The 19,272-nt window shown below is 53.5% G+C and carries 16 protein-coding genes; 9 read left to right on the plus strand and 7 right to left on the minus strand.

Going from position 1 to position 19,272, the window contains the following annotated elements; genetic code table 11:
- Positions 1 to 2: 2 nt before the first annotated feature.
- From EK22_RS19055 to nirJ, 5 genes are read left to right on the plus strand one after another with little or no spacing between them, the layout of a single operon-like run.
- The gene (locus EK22_RS19055) at positions 3 to 461 is read left to right on the plus strand and encodes an Lrp/AsnC family transcriptional regulator (RefSeq protein ID WP_020159465.1); all 459 of its coding nucleotides are present in this window, start codon (positions 3 to 5) and stop codon (positions 459 to 461) included.
- On the plus strand, positions 454 to 963 hold the full coding sequence (locus EK22_RS19060; protein ID WP_081917975.1) for a siroheme decarboxylase subunit beta: 510 nt from the start codon (positions 454 to 456) through the stop codon (positions 961 to 963). Before EK22_RS19055 ends, EK22_RS19060 begins: the two co-directional genes overlap by 8 nt.
- The gene (locus EK22_RS19065) at positions 956 to 1,396 is read left to right on the plus strand and encodes an Lrp/AsnC family transcriptional regulator (RefSeq protein WP_036253594.1); all 441 of its coding nucleotides are present in this window, start codon (positions 956 to 958) and stop codon (positions 1,394 to 1,396) included. The genes EK22_RS19060 and EK22_RS19065 overlap by 8 nt, the downstream gene beginning before the upstream one ends.
- Positions 1,397 to 1,398: 2 nt before the next feature.
- Complete coding sequence (locus tag EK22_RS19070) at positions 1,399 to 1,905, plus strand: siroheme decarboxylase subunit beta (protein WP_036253597.1); 507 nt, start codon at positions 1,399 to 1,401, stop codon at positions 1,903 to 1,905.
- A gap of 1 nt (position 1,906) precedes the next feature.
- Positions 1,907 to 3,049 (plus strand): heme d1 biosynthesis radical SAM protein NirJ, encoded by a 1,143-nt coding sequence (nirJ, locus tag EK22_RS19075; RefSeq protein ID WP_036253599.1) that lies wholly within the window; start codon positions 1,907 to 1,909, stop codon positions 3,047 to 3,049.
- A 30-nt stretch (positions 3,050 to 3,079) separates the two neighbouring features.
- Here the strand turns inward: nirJ and EK22_RS19080 are convergent, their stop codons facing one another.
- The 5 genes from EK22_RS19080 to EK22_RS19100 form a co-directional block, all read right to left on the minus strand.
- Complete coding sequence (locus EK22_RS19080) at positions 3,080 to 6,253, minus strand: DUF748 domain-containing protein (protein ID WP_036253601.1); 3,174 nt, start codon at positions 6,251 to 6,253, stop codon at positions 3,080 to 3,082.
- A 95-nt stretch (positions 6,254 to 6,348) separates the two neighbouring features.
- A complete protein-coding gene (locus EK22_RS19085; RefSeq protein ID WP_020159459.1) occupies positions 6,349 to 7,638 on the minus strand; it encodes an ammonium transporter in 1,290 nt (429 codons plus the stop codon).
- 16 nt (positions 7,639 to 7,654) lie between these two features.
- The gene (locus EK22_RS19090; RefSeq protein ID WP_020159458.1) at positions 7,655 to 7,993 is read right to left on the minus strand and encodes a P-II family nitrogen regulator; all 339 of its coding nucleotides are present in this window, start codon (positions 7,991 to 7,993) and stop codon (positions 7,655 to 7,657) included.
- Positions 7,994 to 8,189: 196 nt separating this feature from the next.
- Entirely contained in the window at positions 8,190 to 9,446 is a 1,257-nt protein-coding gene (locus tag EK22_RS19095; protein WP_020159457.1) for an ammonium transporter, read from the minus strand.
- Positions 9,447 to 9,466: 20 nt separating this feature from the next.
- Complete coding sequence (locus tag EK22_RS19100) at positions 9,467 to 9,805, minus strand: P-II family nitrogen regulator (RefSeq protein WP_036253603.1); 339 nt, start codon at positions 9,803 to 9,805, stop codon at positions 9,467 to 9,469.
- Positions 9,806 to 10,472: 667 nt separating this feature from the next.
- Between EK22_RS19100 and EK22_RS19105 the strand changes: the two genes are divergently transcribed.
- The 4 genes from EK22_RS19105 (at position 10,473) to ntrC (ending at position 15,922) form a co-directional block, all read left to right on the plus strand.
- Positions 10,473 to 11,645, plus strand: a complete 1,173-nt coding sequence (locus EK22_RS19105; RefSeq protein WP_036253605.1) for a porin — start codon at positions 10,473 to 10,475, stop codon at positions 11,643 to 11,645.
- Between the two features lie 164 nt (positions 11,646 to 11,809).
- Complete coding sequence (gene glnA / locus EK22_RS19110; RefSeq protein ID WP_036253608.1) at positions 11,810 to 13,219, plus strand: glutamate--ammonia ligase; 1,410 nt, start codon at positions 11,810 to 11,812, stop codon at positions 13,217 to 13,219.
- Positions 13,220 to 13,458: 239 nt separating this feature from the next.
- Positions 13,459 to 14,508, plus strand: coding sequence for a nitrogen regulation protein NR(II) (glnL, locus tag EK22_RS19115; protein WP_036253610.1), 1,050 nt, complete (start codon positions 13,459 to 13,461; stop codon positions 14,506 to 14,508).
- Positions 14,501 to 15,922, plus strand: coding sequence for a nitrogen regulation protein NR(I) (gene ntrC, locus EK22_RS19120; protein ID WP_036253612.1), 1,422 nt, complete (start codon positions 14,501 to 14,503; stop codon positions 15,920 to 15,922). Before glnL ends, ntrC begins: the two co-directional genes overlap by 8 nt.
- Before the next feature lie 342 nt (positions 15,923 to 16,264).
- Here ntrC and EK22_RS19125 read toward each other — a convergent pair whose 3' ends face one another.
- Together EK22_RS19125 and EK22_RS19130 are read right to left on the minus strand one after the other, a co-directional pair.
- Complete coding sequence (locus tag EK22_RS19125) at positions 16,265 to 18,838, minus strand: chemotaxis protein CheW (protein ID WP_036253615.1); 2,574 nt, start codon at positions 18,836 to 18,838, stop codon at positions 16,265 to 16,267.
- A gap of 195 nt (positions 18,839 to 19,033) precedes the next feature.
- The coding region (locus tag EK22_RS19130; RefSeq protein WP_036253619.1) for a transposase at positions 19,034 to 19,272 on the minus strand (239 nt) is incomplete at its 5' end.

Below are 19,272 nucleotides of genomic sequence, written 5' to 3' on the forward strand. Positions count from 1 at the left end.
CCATGCTGACGCCATTGCACAAACGGCTGCTGAACGATTTTCAGCATGATTTCCCGCTCACTGAGCGCCCTTTCCAGGCCATCGCCGATGAACTGGGCGTTGCCGAGGATGAGGTGATCTCGGCCTTGAACGACCTGAACGACAAGCGCTTTATCAGCCGCATTGGCCCGGTCATTCCGCCCAATCATATCGGCGTCAGCACGCTGGTTGCGATGGCCGTTCCCGAAGAGCGGCTGCAGGAAGTCGCCGACAAAATCAGCGCCTACCGGGAAGTCAACCACAATTACGAGCGCGAACACCCATTCAACCTCTGGTTTGTCGTGATCGCCGCCGATGCCGCCCACCTGCGCGCCGTGATTGAAGCCATCGAACAGGAAACAGCCTGCAAAACCATGCAATTACCCTTGCTGGATGATTTTTTTATCGATTTAGGCTTTAAGCTGGACCTGAATAATGATTGACAGCCGCGACCTTGAACTGCTGGAACACATACAAACGGGGCTGCCCGTCTGTTCACGACCCTATGCCGAAATCGGGCGACGCTGCGATATGTCCGAATCGGAAGTGATTGAACGCCTGACCCGGCTGAAACAGCAAGGCTTGATCAAGCGCATGGGCGTCATCGTCAAGCACCGGAAACTGGGTTACCGCGCCAACGCCATGGTCGTCTGGAACGTGCCCGACGATCGGGTCAAGCAACTGGGCGGCCACATGAGCCGGTTTCCGTTCGTGACGCTCTGCTACCGGCGCCCGAGACGGCCGGGCTGGCCCTATAACTTATATTGCATGATCCACGGCAAGGACCGAGCCACGGTGTTGCAGCAGCTGGAACAGCTGACCGTCGCCTGCGGCCTGACAAGCTTTGACCACGAAGTTTTGTTCAGCCGCCGCTGCTTCAAGCAGCGCGGCGCCGTCTACAAGAACATCGCAGCCACGGCTAGCGCGGAAGTAGCCCATGGATAATCTGGACAGAAGAATCATCAATGCACTGCAAGGCGGCTTTCCGATTTGCGATGCGCCCTACCGACAGGTCGCCTTGACGCTGAATATCACCGAAGCCGAGCTGCTGATCCGGCTCAAGAACCTGCGCGCCAACGGCATACTGACGCGCTTCGGGCCGCTTTATAACGCCGAACAGATGGGCGGCGCCCTGACGCTGGCCGCCGTGAAAGCGCCAGAGCGGTTCGATGAAATCGCCGACATTATCAATGCGTTTCCCGAGGTGGCCCATAACTACGCGCGCCGGCATACCCTGAACATGTGGTTCGTGATCGCCACGGAAACGCCCGAGCAGGTCAGCCAGACCATCGACGCGATAGAGGAAAAAACCGGGCTGACCGTCTACAACATGCCGAAAATCAAAGAGTATTTCGTCAACCTGAAGCTGGAGGCCTGACCATGCTCGACGCCATAGACCGCAAGATCATCGAAGCCACACAGGCCGGCCTGCCGCTGACGCCGCAGCCTTACCAGACGATCGCCGAACAACTGAACCTGACCGCCGACGAGGTCATGGCGCGCCTGGCGGCCATGCAGGACAGCGGCGTCATCCGGCGCATCGGCGCCGTGCCCAATCACTACAAGCTGGGTTACCACTATAACGGCATGACGGTCTGGGACATACCCGACGACAAGATCGACGACCTGGGGCGGCAAGTCGGGCAACTGGCATTCGTCAGCCATTGCTATCATCGCCCGCGGCATCTGCCCGACTGGCCTTATAATCTGTTCGCGATGGTGCATGGCAAGACGCAGGCCGATGTAGACCGGCAGATCCGCCAGATCTCCGACCTGCTCGGCGACTGTAACCGCGGCAGTGATGTCTTGTACAGCACGAAAATTCTGAAAAAGACCGGTTTTCGCAGCCGCTCTAAAAGCACCCCATCCGATTCCGTAAACTCATAATATGTTCAGACTCAGCCACTACATGCGGGAACTGATAGACCCGACGCCGATAAAACCGGCACGCAAGCCGGCCGCGCCGGTCGTGATCTGGAACCTGATCCGCCGCTGCAATCTGGCCTGCAAGCATTGCTACACGACCTCGGCCGATATCGATTTTCCCGGCGAGTTGAGCACGCAGGAAATCTATACGGTCATGGACGACCTGAAGGCGTTCAAGGTGCCGGTGCTGATTCTGTCGGGCGGCGAACCGCTGCTGCGCCCCGACATCTTCGACATTTCGCGCCGGGCCAAAGACATGGGCTTTTACGTCGCCCTGTCGAGCAACGGCACGAAGATTACGGCCGACAATATCGATGAAATCGCCGCGATCGATTATCAGTATATCGGCGTCAGCCTGGACGGCATCAAGGACACGCATGACCGGTTCCGGCGCCTGCCGGGTTCGTTTGACCAAGCGCTGCGCGGCGTGCATCTGTGCCTGGACAAAGGCATCAAGGTCGGCATCCGTTTCACCCTGACGCAAGATAATTACCAGGATTTCCCGGCCCTGCTGAAATTAATGGACGACCATGACATCGACAAGTTCTACCTGTCGCATCTGAACTACGGCGGCCGCGGCAACCGGAATCGCAAGGACGACGCGCATTTCCAGATGACCCGCACCGCCATGGATCTGCTGTTCGAGACCGCCTATGCGTGGCTCAAAGCCGGCAAGGAGCGCGAGTTCGTCACCGGCAACAACGATGCCGACGCCGTTTATTTCCTGCATTGGGTCGCCGGAAAATTCCCCGACAAGATCGACCACATCAAGGCCAAACTGGAGCAATGGGGCGGCAATGCCTCCGGCGTCAACGTGGCCAATATCGACAATCTCGGCCACGTGCACCCGGACACGTTCTGGTGGCATTACGATCTGGGCGATGTCAGACAGCGGCCTTTTTCGGAAATCTGGACGGATGTCTCCGACCCGTTGATGGCCGGGCTCAAGCAGAATCCGAGACCCCTGGAAGGCCGCTGCGCAACCTGTCATTTCCAGCGCATCTGCAACGGCAACACCCGGGTCAGGGCGCAGCAGACATCAGGCAATGCCTGGGCCGAGGACCCGGGCTGTTATCTGACCGATGCCGAAATCGCACATCCATAGCACGGCGGAGCGCTCCGCCAATCCCTGACATCAACGGGTCTTTAAAGACAGCGAGCTGACAATCTCGCCGTTTTCCCGTTCAGGATCAACCGCGGTATCGAGAATAAACACCCGGTCATTGTCGATGCCGCCTTGCTGAACGAGATACTTCGCGATGGCCTGAGCCCGATCCGCCGCCAGGTCTTTAAGCCGCTTTTGTTCCGGCTCGATAATGCTGGTCAGTTTCTGTTTGGCGACTTCATAAAAATCGCCGGCTTTCGGATCCTTTAAGCGCGGTTTGCCAAAAAACGTTCTCTCCGCCATCAGCGGAAACTTTTCGATAAACCTGTCCGCCAGAAGGCGCTTGTATTCCTCATCGGAAAGCTCGACATATTCCTCGCGTATTTTTTTGCCGCCCTGACTGTTGATCTCGGCCGCGCGCATTTTTTTAAGCTGGTCGTATAAAGCCGCGTCTGTCAGCGCGGGCCAATCCTGCTCCATGAATGCCGCGCCTTTGATATCGACATTGAGCGCCGGCCGTTCATGAAGCGCCTTGGCCACAGTCTCCAGTTTACTTTGCTGCTGTTCATCCAGTTCCGCCTTGCCGGCGGCAAAGCTGATCGTGCTCAGGTCATCCTCGGTACCAAACAAGGACGCTATCGCCTTAAACGGCGACTTGACGATTTTTGTAATGGCATTCACCAGAGCATCGGTAACCAGCGCGCCGACGCTGAATTGCGGATCCTCGAGGCTGCCGGTAATCGGCACATCCATTTTTATTTTACCCTCCGAATCTTTCAGCAGCGCTATGGCCAGATCAAGCGGCAAGGAGACGGCATCTGGATTTTCCACTTTCTCGCCCAATGTGAACTGATCGATCAGGATGCTATTCGACGCAGTGAGTTCGCCGTCATCGACACTGTATTTCAGTCCCAGCGTCATCTTGCCTTTTTCCACCTTATAACCGGCAAATTCCACCATATAAGGCGAAATCAACGGCATCGGCATGCCGCGAAAATTCAGTTCCAGATTGAAATTGCCCAGATACGGGCTGACTTCACCTTTGATATCAACCGGTGCCAGATCATAAGCCTTGCCTTTTAAAGCGACATCAACCCGCGATCTTTTTTCCGATGAAAATCCGCTGGCGCCGCCGTCGAGATTGGTGATATGCGCCGCGAAAGGCAAAATCAGCGACAAATCGGCGAAATCCGATGTGCCATCCGTTATCCGAACCCGGTCGATTTTAAAGTAAGGTTTTTCGCTGTCAGCCGGCGCCGCCTTGACCGGTACCTTTTCAGACGGCTTGGTCTCGGATTTTTTGTCGCCAACAATCAGATCATTAAAATTGACCGACTTGTCTTCCTTGATAATCACCCGAGCGTAAGGCTTGTCAATAGCCAGTTCGCCGGCAGTATAGCGTTCCGCCGCCACATCCGCCTTTATCTCGTTTAACGTCAGGTTTTGCCATTTGATCAGGTCCTTATTGACCAACTGATCGCGCGTTACCAGATCGGCGATGCCGGTGCTGCCGTTAAACTTGATATCCGGCGGCTGCTGTTCCTGCAACGCGACGGACAGCTGGCCGGCCAGCCTGAATTTGCCATCCTCGATATCGACCCGTGCAAACTGAGCCAGATAAGACTGGAATGCTTCCAGGCCGATATCCTTGACATCAACGGCCGCCCGGGCGGAAAAAGGCTCGATGACCATGTCGCCTTTCAGGGCCACCGAACCGTGTTCATTGACGCCGGTATCGAACTGAAAGGGCATGCTGGCTCCGGCCTCCGTGCTGAATTTTTTCAGATTGAAATCGACACCGGAAAATTTCACCGCCACCGGTTTTTCCAGCGTTCGGTCCTCAAAAGCCAGCGCGGCATTCTTGAGGGTGATATCGTTGACCTTAAGTTGCCATGGCGACTTTTCAGCGGCTGCCGGTTGCGGCGCAGGTTGAGGGGCTTGATCGTCATCGTTTTTATCGCCGGCAAACAGGGCCTGATAATTAATGACGCCGTCGGTGTTCAACCAGGCCTGGATATCGGCGCCGTCGGCCAAAACGGAATCAATTCCGACCTTCTGCTGGTTTAGATCCAGGTCGATTCCGCGCACCGAAAAACTCGGCAGTTTAACCAGAACCAGATCCTGCCCTCGTTCCGAAAGCTGAAAGCCTTGAATATTAAACCGGCCCTGGCTGACCATGAGCTTGAGGGTATCGTCCGCATAACTGGCCTTGTAATCGGCTTCGAAGAACTCCTCGCCTTTTAAGGCAACCGGGACAGCATCCTGCGGCGCCAGTTGCTGGATTCGTTGAAGCGTCACCTTCTCCAGCTTGATATGTCCTTCCGAAGCCAGGGGATCCGTAGCCAGTATGGCGCGCCAATCCAAACGCTCTCCTGTATTCAACAGGAGCGACAGATCGATGTTGAACTGGTTGTTTTCCTTTATGGCGTTAACCTTGTACGTTAGCGTCAGCAGTTCCTCGCCCTTAAAATCAATCGGCGCATTGTCCTTCATGCCCAACGCCAGAATTTTTTGCAATTCGATCTTATCGAACTTGATAGCACCCTCTGAAGCCAACGGGTTTACGCCGGCCTTGCCCTGCCAGTCAAACTGACCACCCGGCGACGGCACTAACGCCAAAGATAAGTCGAACCGTTCATCGGGCAATGTTGAAAAATGATTGATTTGCAGATTGATCGGGAAGATCTGCTCGTTTATCGGCCGTTCCGCCGATGCATCTTCGTACGCCAGTTTTCCTTCCACCAGGGACAGATTACCGACGACGACCGGAAAAATCCCCCCCTCTTCCTGTTCGGGCTCAGCCTCCTCCTTGATCAGATCAGCAAAATTGAACTCCCCGGTTTTGTGCCTGGCGATATGGACGAAAGGCTTTTCCAGGTACACATCATCGAAAACCAGTGCGGTTTGCTTGATGGATTCAAGCGCATTGACATTAAGATAAAAACGATCGAATGCGACAAAAGGCTGGTCGTTTTTTTCCTGTACCTCAAATCCCCGTATACTGGCGACCAGGGAAAAAGGGTTAAACTGAACCTGTTCCACGGACGCTTTCCTGCCGGTTTGCTGCTCGATGATGTCAGGTAGTTTGGCCTCCAATACTGCCGGTACGATAAAAAAACCGATCACGGCATAAACAGCCAGGACAATGGCGATGGTCAATAAAACTCTTAAGAGAATGGTTACAATTTTCCGCGTATTTTTCATAAGCCCTGATCAGGTTCAGCTTTACTTGCGACCATTTTAAACAAAAAAGGCGACCCTACCGCCGCCTTTTTTGTGACCCATCACTGAGATTTAAGTCATAAATCCTGATAGCCCGTCTCTTCGTGCAGCACGATATCCAGTCCCTGCACCTCTTCATCAGCCGTCACGCGCAGGCCGATCAGCTTATCCAGTACTTTCAGGATCAGATAACTGAAACCGGCGCTCCAGAGCAACGTCACCATAATGGCCAAAGCCTGGACACCGACCTGATCCATGATCGATACACCTTCAGCCAGCCCTAATCCGCCCAGGCTGCTCGTCGCGAAAACACCGGTCAGCAACGAACCCGTCACGCCGCCTACGCCGTGCACCGGAAACACATCCAGTGAATCATCGATTTTCAGCGTGCGTTTGAAGTAGTGCGTGGCATAAAAACAAACGATGCCGGCCGTAACGCCTATCGCCAAGGCACCAATGGGGCCGACAAAACCGGAAGCCGGCGTAATCGTGCCAAGGCCTGCGACCATACCGGTCACAATGCCTAGGACACTCGGTTTGCCAAAACGTTTCCATTCGATAAACATCCAGGTTAAAGAACCGGAAGCGGCGCCGATATGCGTGACCAGCATCGCCATGCCGGCATTGCCGTTAGCGGTTAAGGCGCTGCCGGCATTGAAACCGAACCAGCCCACCCACAACATGCCCGCGCCGGTTATCACCATGGTCATATTATGCGGCGGCATGGCCGTGGTCGGGAACCCGCGGCGCTTGCCCAGCACCAGGGCCGCCACCAGGGCCGCAACGCCGGCATTGACATGAATGACAATGCCGCCGGCGAAATCCATCACGCCCAGATCGGCCAGCCAACCGCCGCCCCAGAGCCAGTGGCATACCGGCAAATAGCAGAGGATCAGCCATAAACCGCTAAACCAAAGCATCGCCGAAAACTTCATTCGTTCGGCAAAACCGCCGACGATCAGCGCCGGCGAAATAATCGCGAATGTCATCTCAAACATAAAATAAACTGTTTCAGGAATATCGCCGGTCATCGAACCGATGCCGATATCCGGCAGAAACAGCTTGGATGTGCCGCCTATCAGTTTTTGCAGCTCGCCGCCATTGGCGAAAATCAAGCTATAAACACCGGCCAGCCAGAGTATGGAAACCAGACAGGTAATTGAAAAACACTGCATCAAAACCGACAGCACATTTTTGCTTCTGACCAGCCCCCCATAAAACAGGGACAACCCCGGTATCGTCATAAACAAAACCAGAGCGGTGGAGGTTAAAACCCAGGCCGTATTGGCCTGATTCAATTCGCCGGCCACAGACAGTTCCGGCAGTAATAACAAGACTAAAAACAGTTTACTAATTTTAAATGACATTCTCTTTCAAACATAACTAAATGGCATCCTCTCCGGTTTCTCCCGTTCTAATCCGAATCACCTGCTCCAGATTAGAGACAAATATTTTCCCATCACCGATTTTGCCGGTGTTGGCCGCTTTTACTATTGTTTCAACCGCCTTATCCAAAATATCGTCCGGCACGGCGATTTCCAGCTTGACTTTAGGCAGAAAATCCACCACATACTCTGCCCCCCGGTACAGTTCGGTATGGCCTTTCTGACGGCCGAAACCTTTAACTTCGGTGGCTGTCACGCCGGCAACGCCGATTTCGGACAAGGCTTCTCTTACATCATCCATTTTGAACGGCTTAATGATTGCTGTGATTAATTTCATTTTAGTTTCCCAAATTTAATGTGACGTATAATGATCAACCCTGAAGGGGTCAACGTAAGCGGCCATCATAGTGAATTATCGGCCGACATACAATTTACGTGAAACTGGCGTTGCCCCACTGCAACCTGGAATGAACCTGAACCAACAAAAACGGGCGCAATCAAGCGCCCGCACTGCAACCATCTGAAATTTAACGTTACCGTTTACTGCCCTCGGCCGTAAATTCAGGATAAGCCTCCATACCGCATTCGGAGAAATCAACGCCGTTATACTCGTCTTCCTCACTGACGCGTATCCCTATCATTGACTTGATGACAAACCACGTAATCAGGCTGGCGATGAAAACAAATCCGAAGATGGTCACGATACCTGTTAACTGGACCAGGAATTTGGCATCAGGGTTGGATAAGCAGACGGCAATCACTCCCCAGATGCCGACCACACCGTGAACCGAAATCGCGCCGACCGGATCATCGATTTTCAACTTGTCCATGAACAGGATGGCGAAGACCACCAGGACGCCGCCGACCGCACCGATAATAACCGCCAATAAAGGGGCCGGGGTCAAAGGCTCCGCGGTGATGGCCACCAGTCCCGCCAGGGCGCCGTTCAGTATCATTGACAAGTCGGCCTTGCCGAACAGGAAATGCGCGGTCATCAGCGCTGCGATCAAGCCGCCGGCAGCAGCCATATTGGTGTTTACAAAAACCATGGCTACCGAGTTCGCTTCGCCGATATCGGAGATTTTCAATTCCGAGCCGCCATTGAATCCGAACCAGCCCATCCACAGAATGAACGTACCCAAAGTCGCCATTGGCATGTTGCAGCCAGGGATCGGATTGATAGTGCCGTTCTCGCCATATTTCCCTCTACGCGGACCGAGCAGCATAACACCGGCCAAAGCCGCACTGGCACCGGTCATATGGACGACGCCGGAGCCGGCAAAATCGAGAAACCCCATTTCATCAAGAAAACCGCCGCCCCATTTCCAGAAGCCTTGCAGCGGATAGATAAAGCCGGTCATGACCACCGCGAAGGTCAGGAAAGACCACAGCTTCATCCGTTCGGCGACAGCCCCGGAAACAATCGACATGGCAGTTGCCACGAAAACGACTTGAAAGAAGAAGTCCGCGAGCTTCGCATAGTAGGTCTTGCCGTCGCTGTTCATGACTTCCTCCACCGTATGCTCGGGCCCTATCAAAAAGCTCACCCCCGGCCAAACACTATTAACGGCCGCATCCGGATACATGATTCCGTAGCCGACCAACAGGTACATCACACAGGCAATCGCAAACAACGCAATATTTTTGGTCAGAATCTCCGTGGTATTCTTGGCTCTGACCAGACCCGATTCAAGCATGGCGAAGCCGGCGGCCATCCACATAACCAACGCGCCACTCATTAAAAAGTAAAACGTATCCAAGGCGTAACTCAATTGAACTAATTTATCCACTTTGTCTCTCCTTATAATAGTTATAATGCTTCATCGCCGGTTTCGCCGGTACGGATCCGGACCACCTGCTCCAAGTTAGTGACAAAAATCTTGCCATCCCCGATTTTTCCGGTGTTGGCAGCTTTGGCGATCACTTCCACAGCCTGATCGACCAACACATCGCCTACCGCGACTTCAACCTTGGCTTTAGGTAAAAAATCAACCACATACTCAGCTCCGCGGTAAAGCTCGGTATGCCCTTTCTGTCGGCCAAAGCCTTTCACTTCGGTTACCGTGACGCCGGACACTCCTATCTCAGACAAGGCTTCACGGACATCATCCAGTTTGAAGGGTTTGACAATAGCGGTTATCAGTTTCATACAACACCTCTTGCTTACGTTAACTGTTGGAACTTCCAAAGCACAGATTGTGCCAAATAAAATTCGTGATAAAACCTTGTTGGGGCTGGCTTTTCTAAAAATAAATTTGCCCCATTATTGTGCAATCAAGGTATTTTAAGCACCATTATGGAGCATTGCGGTTATTCAGCCAGCCTGCGTTTTTATCCTGCCTCACTCAGCGGGCATTTGGATATCGCTCAAGCGATACCCGGCCTGCTTTTATGCTAGAGAAGTTAGTCCCCATCACATCCGAACGGCGAGACACCTGTATCGCGTAAGCATTGACCTATAGGAACGGGTCCTGGTTTTGTCGCGTGACTAACGCCCGCAATCAGTATATAAAGCAGTGTTGCACCAAAGTCGACCAAATTAAGGAGATTTTTGCACTACTCTGATTCATGACGGGCCGTATTTAATGCGGCCGCCTTCTTTGTTTTCTTAACCGGAAACCAGTTTATACAATTATGGCCCGAATTTTGCATTTGAAGATTAGGCTGTGTTAATAAAACCACAATGTGTGTTACAAACAACAATACCTGAAAATTAGTTTTAATCAGTCATTGGATTTTTAATTTAGAATCAAGCTAAGTCCTTCCGAATAATTGCTATCCGGGAGGACTTAAGCTCACGACAAAAGGCGATACTTATGCTGACTCATCACAAAAAACATCATGGCTGGCCGCTGACCATGTGCAGCGCCCTGCTTTGCTCATCGATGGCTCAAGCCTATGACAAAGGCGCGATTGAGAGCCTGACTGGCTTCAATATCAATGAGACAAACACCATGAAAAACCTGGGCCTCAATGTTGGCGGCTGGGTCTCAGCCGGCGTCGCGGGCAATCCGGATTCCCCTGAAAGCAGAACGAACGGCCCTGTCACATTCAACAATCGCGCCAATGAATTCAACGCCCATCAGTTGTATGGCTTCATCGAAAGAGCCGTCGATGCCGAAGGCAGCCAATGGGACATAGGATTCAGGGCCGATGTGGTCTATGGCATAGACGCTTTTTATACCACGCAAGCCAACTTTGACGACAACCTGATCACGGACAGTTCCTCACGGCTTTATAAACTCGCATTCCCGCAAGCGTATGCGACGGTTTTCGCACCGATAGGCAACGGCATCACCACCAAGATCGGCCATTTTTATACCATCATCGGTAATGAAGTCGTCACCGCGCCTGACAACTTCTTCTTCTCTCATGCCTATACGATGCAATACGGCGAACCGTTCACACATACTGGCATCCTATCATCCTATCCCGTCAACAAGAACATCAGCATTACCGGCGGCGTCGTATCGGGATGGGATTCGTTCTTTCAGGAACCGGCCAATTTTCTGGGCGGCATCACCTATACGACCGATGATGAAAGAACCTCGGTCGCCTTTTCGTTGATCACCGGCGACGTCGACAAAAACGACGAACACAACCGCACGATGTACAGCGTCGTGTTGAGCCATGACATTACCGACAGCCTCCATTACAAACTGCAGCACGATATGGGCATAGAGGAAAAATCGCTAGCTGCGGATTCCGGCAAATGGTACGGCGTCAATCAATATCTGACTTATGACGTATCCGATAAAATCGGCGTCGGCACACGCCTTGAATGGTTCCGCGACGAAGACGGATTCAGGGTCAACGGCAACAAAGCGCATTTTCTGGCCGCCACTGTGGGACTGAACTACAAACCCATGTCCTGGCTGACGCTACGCCCCGAAGTCAGATACGACCATTCAATCGAAAACAGCGCCTATAACGATGGCTTGAGCAATGACCAGGTGCTGATTTCGGCTGATGCAATCGTTCACTTTTAAAAACCCGAACAGACGGCACAAGGACGTGCCGTCCATTCACCCGGCACACTAACATGGGGCTTGTTCAGCCCATAATTTTAGTGGCTAAGCTATTAAAAAAAAGGTATGTTATGACGTTTGCCTTAATAATAATCCCCTCAAAAATCATCCAGGAGACGCGATAAATGTCTGTAGAAAAAGTGCTTAAAATGATCGAAGAAAACGACGTGAAGTTCGTCGATTTTCGTTTTTGCGATACTCGCGGTAAAGAACAGCATGTGACTTTCCCGGCCCATACCATCGACGAAGATACTTTCGAAGAAGGCAACATGTTTGATGGCTCATCCGTTGCCGGCTGGAAAGGCATCAATGAATCCGACATGATCCTGATGCCTGATCCGACTACCGCAGTCATGGATCCCTTCTTTGATGACAATACCCTGATCTTGCGTTGCGACATCATCGAGCCCAACAACATGCAAGGTTACGAGCGCGACCCCCGCTCCATCGCCAAACGCGCGGAAGCCTATTTGCAATCAACCGGCATTGCCGACACCGCTTTCTTCGGGCCTGAAAACGAATTCTTTATTTTCGATGACGTCCGCTGGAGTTCCGACATGAGCGGTTCCTTCTTCAAGGTCGACTCCCAGGAAGCCGGCTGGAACTCGGAAAAAGTCTATGAAGATGGCAATATTGGTCACCGTCCCGGCGTTAAAGGCGGTTACTTCCCCGTTCCCCCAGTCGATTCGTTCCAGGACATGCGTTCTGCCATGTGCCTGACGCTGGAAGAAATGGGCATGACGACTGAAGTCCATCACCACGAAGTGGCAACCGCGGGCCAATGCGAAATCGGCGTGAAATTCAATACGCTGGTTAAAAAAGCCGACGAAGTCCTGAACTTGAAATATGTTATCGCCAACATCGCGCATGCTTATGGCAAAACAGCCACTTTCATGCCTAAACCGCTGGTCGGCGACAACGGCAGCGGCATGCACGTGCATCAATCCCTGAGCAAGGGCGACACCAACCTGTTCTCAGGCGATCTATACGGCGGTCTGTCCGAAACGGCCCTGTATTACATTGGCGGCATTATCAAACACGCGAAAGCCCTGAACGCTTTCACGAACGCGTCAACCAACAGCTACAAACGCCTGGTTCCCGGCTTTGAAGCACCGGTCATGCTGGCCTATTCCTCGCGCAACCGTTCCGCGTCCATCCGCATTCCTTACGTACAAAATCCTAGAGGCCGCCGTATCGAGATACGCTTCCCTGACTCGACCGCGAACCCCTACCTGGCATTCTCAGCCATGCTGATGGCCGGCCTGGACGGCATCCAGAACAAAATCCATCCCGGCGATGCCATGGATAAAGACCTGTATGACCTGCCGCCGGAAGAAGAGAAAGAAATCCCGCAGGTTTGCCACGCTTTCGACCAGGCGCTGGATGCACTGGACAAAGACCGTGAATTCCTGCTCCAAGGCGGTGTATTCACTAATGACGCGATTGACGGCTACATTAAACTGAAAATGGAAGAAGTCACTCGTCTGCGCATGAGTACGCATCCTGTAGAATTTGATATGTACTACAGCTTGTAAGCTTTAACGCGCGTCCGACCAGACCGGACGCCATCAAGCCCATACAAAAACGCCCCATTTTGGGGCGTTTTTCGTTTACCCTCTTGCGTTACCCTTTTAGAACCTTATTATAAAGGCGGCGCAGTCCTGCCCGTTAGTTGAGACCATTTGCGAAGACCGCTTAAACACTCTCCGCTCAGCTTGGTCTGATAATTGCTATAAATTTAAAGTCCATAGTAAAAACAGCTCTTAGAGGAACCGTGTATAAATACATACTTGAACATCTTAACGAAGCCATTTTGCTGTTTGATCATGAGTTGAAACTCACCTACATCAATACCGCCGGCGAAATTTTACTGGCTGACAGCGCGCGCCATCTGGTAGGGCTCAGCGCCTACGAGCTATTCAAGTCATCCGATTCGGCCTTGCTCCTGAATTTACAACAATGCCTGGCGATGGAAGAGCCGCTGGTCGATCGCGAGCTGGCATTGGAGCGCATGTCGCAAACCGTGACGATTAATTTCAGCGCAACGCCGCTGCTAAAGGATCAGCAACAGACGGAAATCCTGGTGGAACTGCAGCAGGTCGACACCCATCTGCGCATATCGAAGGAAGAACAGCAATTGAGTCAGCAAAACACGGCCAGGCTGCTGGTCAGAGGCCTAGCCCATGAAATCAAGAATCCGCTAGGCGGTTTGCGTGGCGCGGCCCAACTGCTGGACCTGGAACTGCACGAGCCGGAACTCAAGGAATACACGCAAATCATCATTGCCGAGTCGGACCGGCTTCAGGGCCTGATGGACAAAATGCTGGGGCCCAACAAACTGCCCAACAAAAAAGCCTTGAACATTCATGAAGTGCTGGAGCGCGTCAGACAACTCGTGCAGGTCGAAGCCAGCGGCGGCCTCACGGTTCGATATGACTACGACCCCAGCATCCCCGAAATTCAGGCCGACAAGGACCAGTTGATCCAGGCCATTCTGAACATTGCCAGAAACGCCGCCCAAGCGATGGATGGCAAAGGTGAAATCATGATCAAAACGCGCATACACAGGCAGATGACCATCGGCCGTAAACGTTACAAATTGACGGTCAAGATCGACATTATCGACTACGGCCCCGGCATAGAGGCCGACATGCTGAACCAGATCTTTTACCCGATGATCACCGGGCGCGCGGAAGGCACCGGACTGGGCTTGTCGATCGCGCAAGCCCTGATCAACCAGCATAACGGCCTGATTGAATACCACAGCGAACCCGGCCATACCGTGTTTTCGATTTTTTTACCCGTGGAGTCCAGCCATGACTAATCTGGAAACCGTCTGGATCATCGATGATGACAAGTCCATACGCTGGGTGCTTGAAAAAGCGCTGGAAAAAGCCGCTATCGCGACACGCAGCTTTGCCAACGCGAAAGAACTGCTGACGGCCCTGCAGCATGACCTGCCCAATGCGCTGCTGACTGATATCCGCATGCCCGGCATGGATGGCCTGGAATTGCTCGACAAGATTCAGCACAGCCATCCTGACCTGCCGGTTATCGTCATGACCGCGCACTCCGACCTGGAAAGCGCCGTCTCGGCATTCCACGGCGGTGCCTTCGAATACCTGCCCAAGCCCTTTGATATCAAGGAAGTCGTCGATCTCGTGCATCGCGCCTGCGTGCATAGCCGTCAACAGCAGGAACGCGCGCGCGGACACGAAGAAACCACCCTGATAGAAACGCCGCCGGAAATCATCGGCGAGGCGCCGGCCATGCAGGAGGTGTTCCGTGCCATCGGCCGGCTGGCCCGTTCCCATATTACCGTACTGATCAACGGCGAATCGGGGACCGGCAAGGAACTGGTCGCCAAGGCCCTGCACCGGCACAGTCCCAGAGCCCAGCAACCGTTTATCGCCCTGAACATGGCCGCCATTCCGAAAGACCTGATGGAATCGGAACTGTTCGGCCATGAAAAAGGCGCTTTTACCGGCGCGCAGGCTCGACGGGCCGGCCGCTTCGAGCAAGCCAACGGCGGCACGCTGTTTCTGGATGAAATCGGCGACATGCCGGCCGAGCTGCAAACACGCCTGTTGCGCGTGCTGGCCGACGGCGAGTTTTACCCGGTCGGCTCCCATGCCTCCGTTAAAGTCGATGTGCGCATTATTGCCGCCACGCACCAGAATCTGGAAACCCTGGTCAACGAAGGCCGTTTTCGCGAGGATTTATTCCACAGGCTGAACGTCATCCGCATTCATATTCCGCCGCTGCGCGACAGGAAACAGGATATTCCCTTGCTGCTGCGCCATTTTCTGACCCAGGCCGCGCACGAGTTGAATACTGAAGTCAAAACCCTGAAGCCCGAAGCTGAGGCGTTTTTGAGTTCGCTGGATTGGCCCGGCAACGTGCGGCAACTGGAAAACAGCTGCCGCTGGCTGACGGTTATGGCATCGGGCCGCGAAATCCACATCCATGACCTGCCGCCTGAACTGCTGCACACCCAGACGGAAAAAGAGGCGTCTCATACCGATTGGCAATCGCTGCTGAGAACCGCGGTGGATCAGCAACTAATGACCAAAACGCCGGAAGTGGCCAAACACATTATTCCGGCCGTTGAAACGCTGTTGATCAAAGCCGCGCTGGACTTCACCCATGGCAAGCGCCACGAAGCCGCGATCATGCTCGGCTACGGGCGAAATACCCTGACCCGCAAGATCAAGGAACTGGGCATAGAGGAGGAATAACATTAACGGCACAAATTGCAGGCTGGGCTGGTAAATCCGATATTCGAAGCCGCCAGTGCCGGGTTTCCGCTAAAGCGCCATCCCAGCCTACGCTTGCTGGCTTTATGCCAGGCATGGCGCATGTACACCGACAATTTCAGTCGCCTGTCGATGCGTAAGTTCCAGGGCAAATGGTAGAGCTGTAGGGCGGGTTAGACGCGCAAGCCACTATGTCATCAGTTTTCACCCGATCTTTATGCGCGTCGTAACCCGCCTTCCGGGTTTCCAAGCAATAAGGAAACATCCCTGCGGGATGAAGCCAATGATTACCGACTGCCCGTTGAAAGCGGCTGCCGCCCCCGGTTACCGCTGGCGGACTGCGGCCAGGATCAGGTCCTGATCCAGCACGATCAGCATTTTTCCAGAGGTGTCGCTTTCAGGAATATTAACCAATGACTTTACATAGCCTCCGTCGCCCCGCAGCAATTTATTGACCGGCTGGATCTGCATTTTTTCAAAGGCGGGCACGGCATCAATCCCATCGACCAACAGGCCAATCGGCCCCATTTGCGTCCGCACAACGATAACGGCGCCCGCGTTTTTTTCCTGTCGCTCCCGATCCGCGGGCGGCTTATTGGTCAGAATCCGGCCGTCAATGACAAGCACCGGGACTTTTTCGTTGATGCCGTCGGGGCTTTTATCGCAATACATGATGCTGCCGACAATGTAGGATTTCACGCCGGGCAGACGATTGATCTGCGCCACATCCACGGCTTCCAGCACATCCGCGGCATTAAACGCGTAAACCTCCGGACCGATATGAAACGTGGCGAGATCGATGATTTCGCCGGTTATCGGCTCTTGCGGGTAAAGGATGACTTGCCGTTGTTCGGAGCCGGCGGTTTCGGCTTTCTCGCCGATGGGAATAAACACGAAGGCCGCCACATCATTATGATAATCGCCCGTGGTTTTAAACTCGCGATATCCTCTGGAGGAGTAACAGCCGACGGCATAGTACTTTTTTTTATAAAGCACGATTTTGGCTTTTCCCGCGCCTTCCTGCAGTTCGACAAATTCCGGGGCAATCCAGAACATGTCCCCCGTTTTGAAATGGGCCTCGTCGGTCGACGCGATAATACGGCCGCTGAGCCGCTCGACAAAGAGCCCGAAGGCTCCCGGCTTATCGGGCAGGCAATCCTCCAGCATGTGCTTGAATTCAGGAGTGGAGTCAAACACGATACCGATACCGCCCACTACCTTGTTCAAATCATCAATATGGCGGATCGCGGCATTATAAATATAAGTGGGCTTGCCCTCGTACAGCCAGGACTCCTCAAACGGCGACACCCGGTATGCCTGCGGCGAGCGCAAGGCAAAAGTCTCCTGCGTATAGGCGGCGTTGACCTTTCTGCCCAAAGCCTCGACGGGGTCGTCATGCAGATTGGACTCGGCCACTACAGTCCCTTTGATGTCATAGATAAAAAGGCGCGTGTAGACCGTGTAGAGCTTATTGATATAGATCAGAATATCAGTCATTTTCGCCTTGTCCTCGGGGCTCAGACGGCCTTCGGACAGGATGCGCCGGATTTCCGACGTCAGCGCCCACCAGCGGCAATCATTGCTGCGCTCGTACAGGTTGCGATCCATGATATCAATCATGAGCCGGGCGATGGATTCGGCATTTCGCAGTTCAGAGGTAATCATCGTAACATGCAGCTTGCTGCTGGAATCTGCAAGCGCCTGAGCCGTGCGCGCGCCCATTGAGCGGATCTGTCTCAGGATCGCCTTGAGCGACAAAGGGTTGCCGTATTCGTTCGTCGCCATGACCTGGCCGTTCCAGATGACGCGGTGCAAAAACAGGTTGATGCCTTCGGCGGCGCCGGCAATGATGCTGGACAGTTCGGGAGCCAGCGAGTCGCCATGCCGAAGAATTTCGGCATTGATCTCCCGGTCGGATGCGGAACAACCGAACGCCGACTGCAATGGAACCATGGCATGCCCGTACCATTCCTGCCCGGCATACCCCTGATAGGGACGCCCCCTGTGCGTTACCGACAGGTATTCGCGGCCGGCAAAGTCAGTCAGGCCGTAGACATCATCTTCCGGAACGGCTTCGATGACGCGGCTAAGCGGCACATGATCGGGGTCGCTCGTGGCGATCACCACGGAGTCGGCATCCAGCAGCAACATGACGGCTTTGTCGCCTTTCTTTTGCAGGCTGCGGAAAATGCCCTCCATCTCGTTATCGAAACGGAATGACAGGCATAAAACGCCAATCACCGAGTCGTCGGCCGGATCGACGATCCGTTTGGAATAGATGAGCGCCCGGTCCATGCCGGGCCGCAGAGCGGTTTTACCAAAGGTTTCGACATAATCCTCCGGTGAATTCAAGGTCCGCTGAACGATAGGGCCAAAAAGCCCGCGAGAGACGGCCGGCGTATCGCGGTCAAGCCTGGCGAGTACATGCTGATTGGCATCCAGAATGATAATGTCATCGTATACGGTATATTTTGAACCATATTCGTCAAGCAGTTGATTAATCGAATCCGCATTTGCCGCCTCGGCTTTCGCGGAGGCCAGCACAAAATTGCATATATCGGCATTGGTCGCCAGAAAGCCGATATCGGCGGTACGCTCATAGAGATTTCGAACCAGAATGTCGACCGACACCTGGGCCTTGGATTCAAGTTCGAGACAGGTTTTGTTGATCTCCTCGGACACCAGCTGGCCGGTCAATTTGCTTTCAAGTTCGCCAAAACCTTTTTTTGTGGCTTCCATCGCCGGCAGTATGGTTGCGGCTTCTTTGGGGCAACTGATTTCGGCAATGGCGGAAATCAATCCCCAGGTTCCATTCAAATCACGGAGTATTTCCTTGCATTGGGTAACACTACGAATATAGGGAGAGAAAGTTTCAAACCGTTCAGCGTCCGACAACATATAATTTATCCTTAGCCCGGATATTTCATCAGCCCCATGAAGCCGCCCCTCAGAGGCACTCGACGACCAGAAACGACTGATATTTTTTGGAGGAGAAGTTCAACGGGCTGTTTTCAGGGTTGATTGCCGATTTTCAGGCACAGCTCCCCCTTACCCCGTTGTTTATAGCGTGCCGGGCACAGCACTTACCGAGTGCTAATCAGGGCACAGGCGCTGGCAGACAGATCGAAACAAGGATTGGAAGGGATAATGACTGCTCAGCAGCAGCCGAATACGGCGGGTATTGCGGATGACCACGGCGCCGATTTTAAACAGTTTCAGGCGAATGGTGGCACAGGTGGCCTGCGCCAGTTCAGTATGGTTCAGGGCGATCCGGCGAAGGGCCTCGATCAGCGTATAGGCCAGCGTCGACAGCAGCAGGCGGAACTGGTTCG

The sequence above is a fragment of the Methylobacter sp. BBA5.1 genome (assembly GCF_000746145.1).
Classification (GTDB): Bacteria; Pseudomonadota; Gammaproteobacteria; order Methylococcales; family Methylomonadaceae; genus Methylobacter; species Methylobacter marinus.

What these genes read in the sequence shown, in the direction of transcription:
- EK22_RS19055 (WP_020159465.1), top strand. Translation starts at nt 3, where the DNA reads ATGCTGACGCCATTGCACAAACGGCTGCTGAACGATTTTCAGCATGAT.
- EK22_RS19060 (WP_081917975.1), top strand. Translation starts at nt 454, where the DNA reads ATGATTGACAGCCGCGACCTTGAACTGCTGGAACACATACAAACGGGG.
- EK22_RS19065 (WP_036253594.1), top strand. Translation starts at nt 956, where the DNA reads ATGGATAATCTGGACAGAAGAATCATCAATGCACTGCAAGGCGGCTTT.
- EK22_RS19070 (WP_036253597.1), top strand. Translation starts at nt 1,399, where the DNA reads ATGCTCGACGCCATAGACCGCAAGATCATCGAAGCCACACAGGCCGGC.
- nirJ (WP_036253599.1), top strand. Translation starts at nt 1,907, where the DNA reads ATGTTCAGACTCAGCCACTACATGCGGGAACTGATAGACCCGACGCCG.
- EK22_RS19080 (WP_036253601.1), bottom strand. Translation starts at nt 6,253, where the DNA reads ATGAAAAATACGCGGAAAATTGTAACCATTCTCTTAAGAGTTTTATTG.
- EK22_RS19085 (WP_020159459.1), bottom strand. Translation starts at nt 7,638, where the DNA reads ATGTCATTTAAAATTAGTAAACTGTTTTTAGTCTTGTTATTACTGCCG.
- EK22_RS19090 (WP_020159458.1), bottom strand. Translation starts at nt 7,993, where the DNA reads ATGAAATTAATCACAGCAATCATTAAGCCGTTCAAAATGGATGATGTA.
- EK22_RS19100 (WP_036253603.1), bottom strand. Translation starts at nt 9,805, where the DNA reads ATGAAACTGATAACCGCTATTGTCAAACCCTTCAAACTGGATGATGTC.
- EK22_RS19105 (WP_036253605.1), top strand. Translation starts at nt 10,473, where the DNA reads ATGCTGACTCATCACAAAAAACATCATGGCTGGCCGCTGACCATGTGC.
- glnA (WP_036253608.1), top strand. Translation starts at nt 11,810, where the DNA reads ATGTCTGTAGAAAAAGTGCTTAAAATGATCGAAGAAAACGACGTGAAG.
- ntrC (WP_036253612.1), top strand. Translation starts at nt 14,501, where the DNA reads ATGACTAATCTGGAAACCGTCTGGATCATCGATGATGACAAGTCCATA.
- EK22_RS19125 (WP_036253615.1), bottom strand. Translation starts at nt 18,838, where the DNA reads ATGTTGTCGGACGCTGAACGGTTTGAAACTTTCTCTCCCTATATTCGT.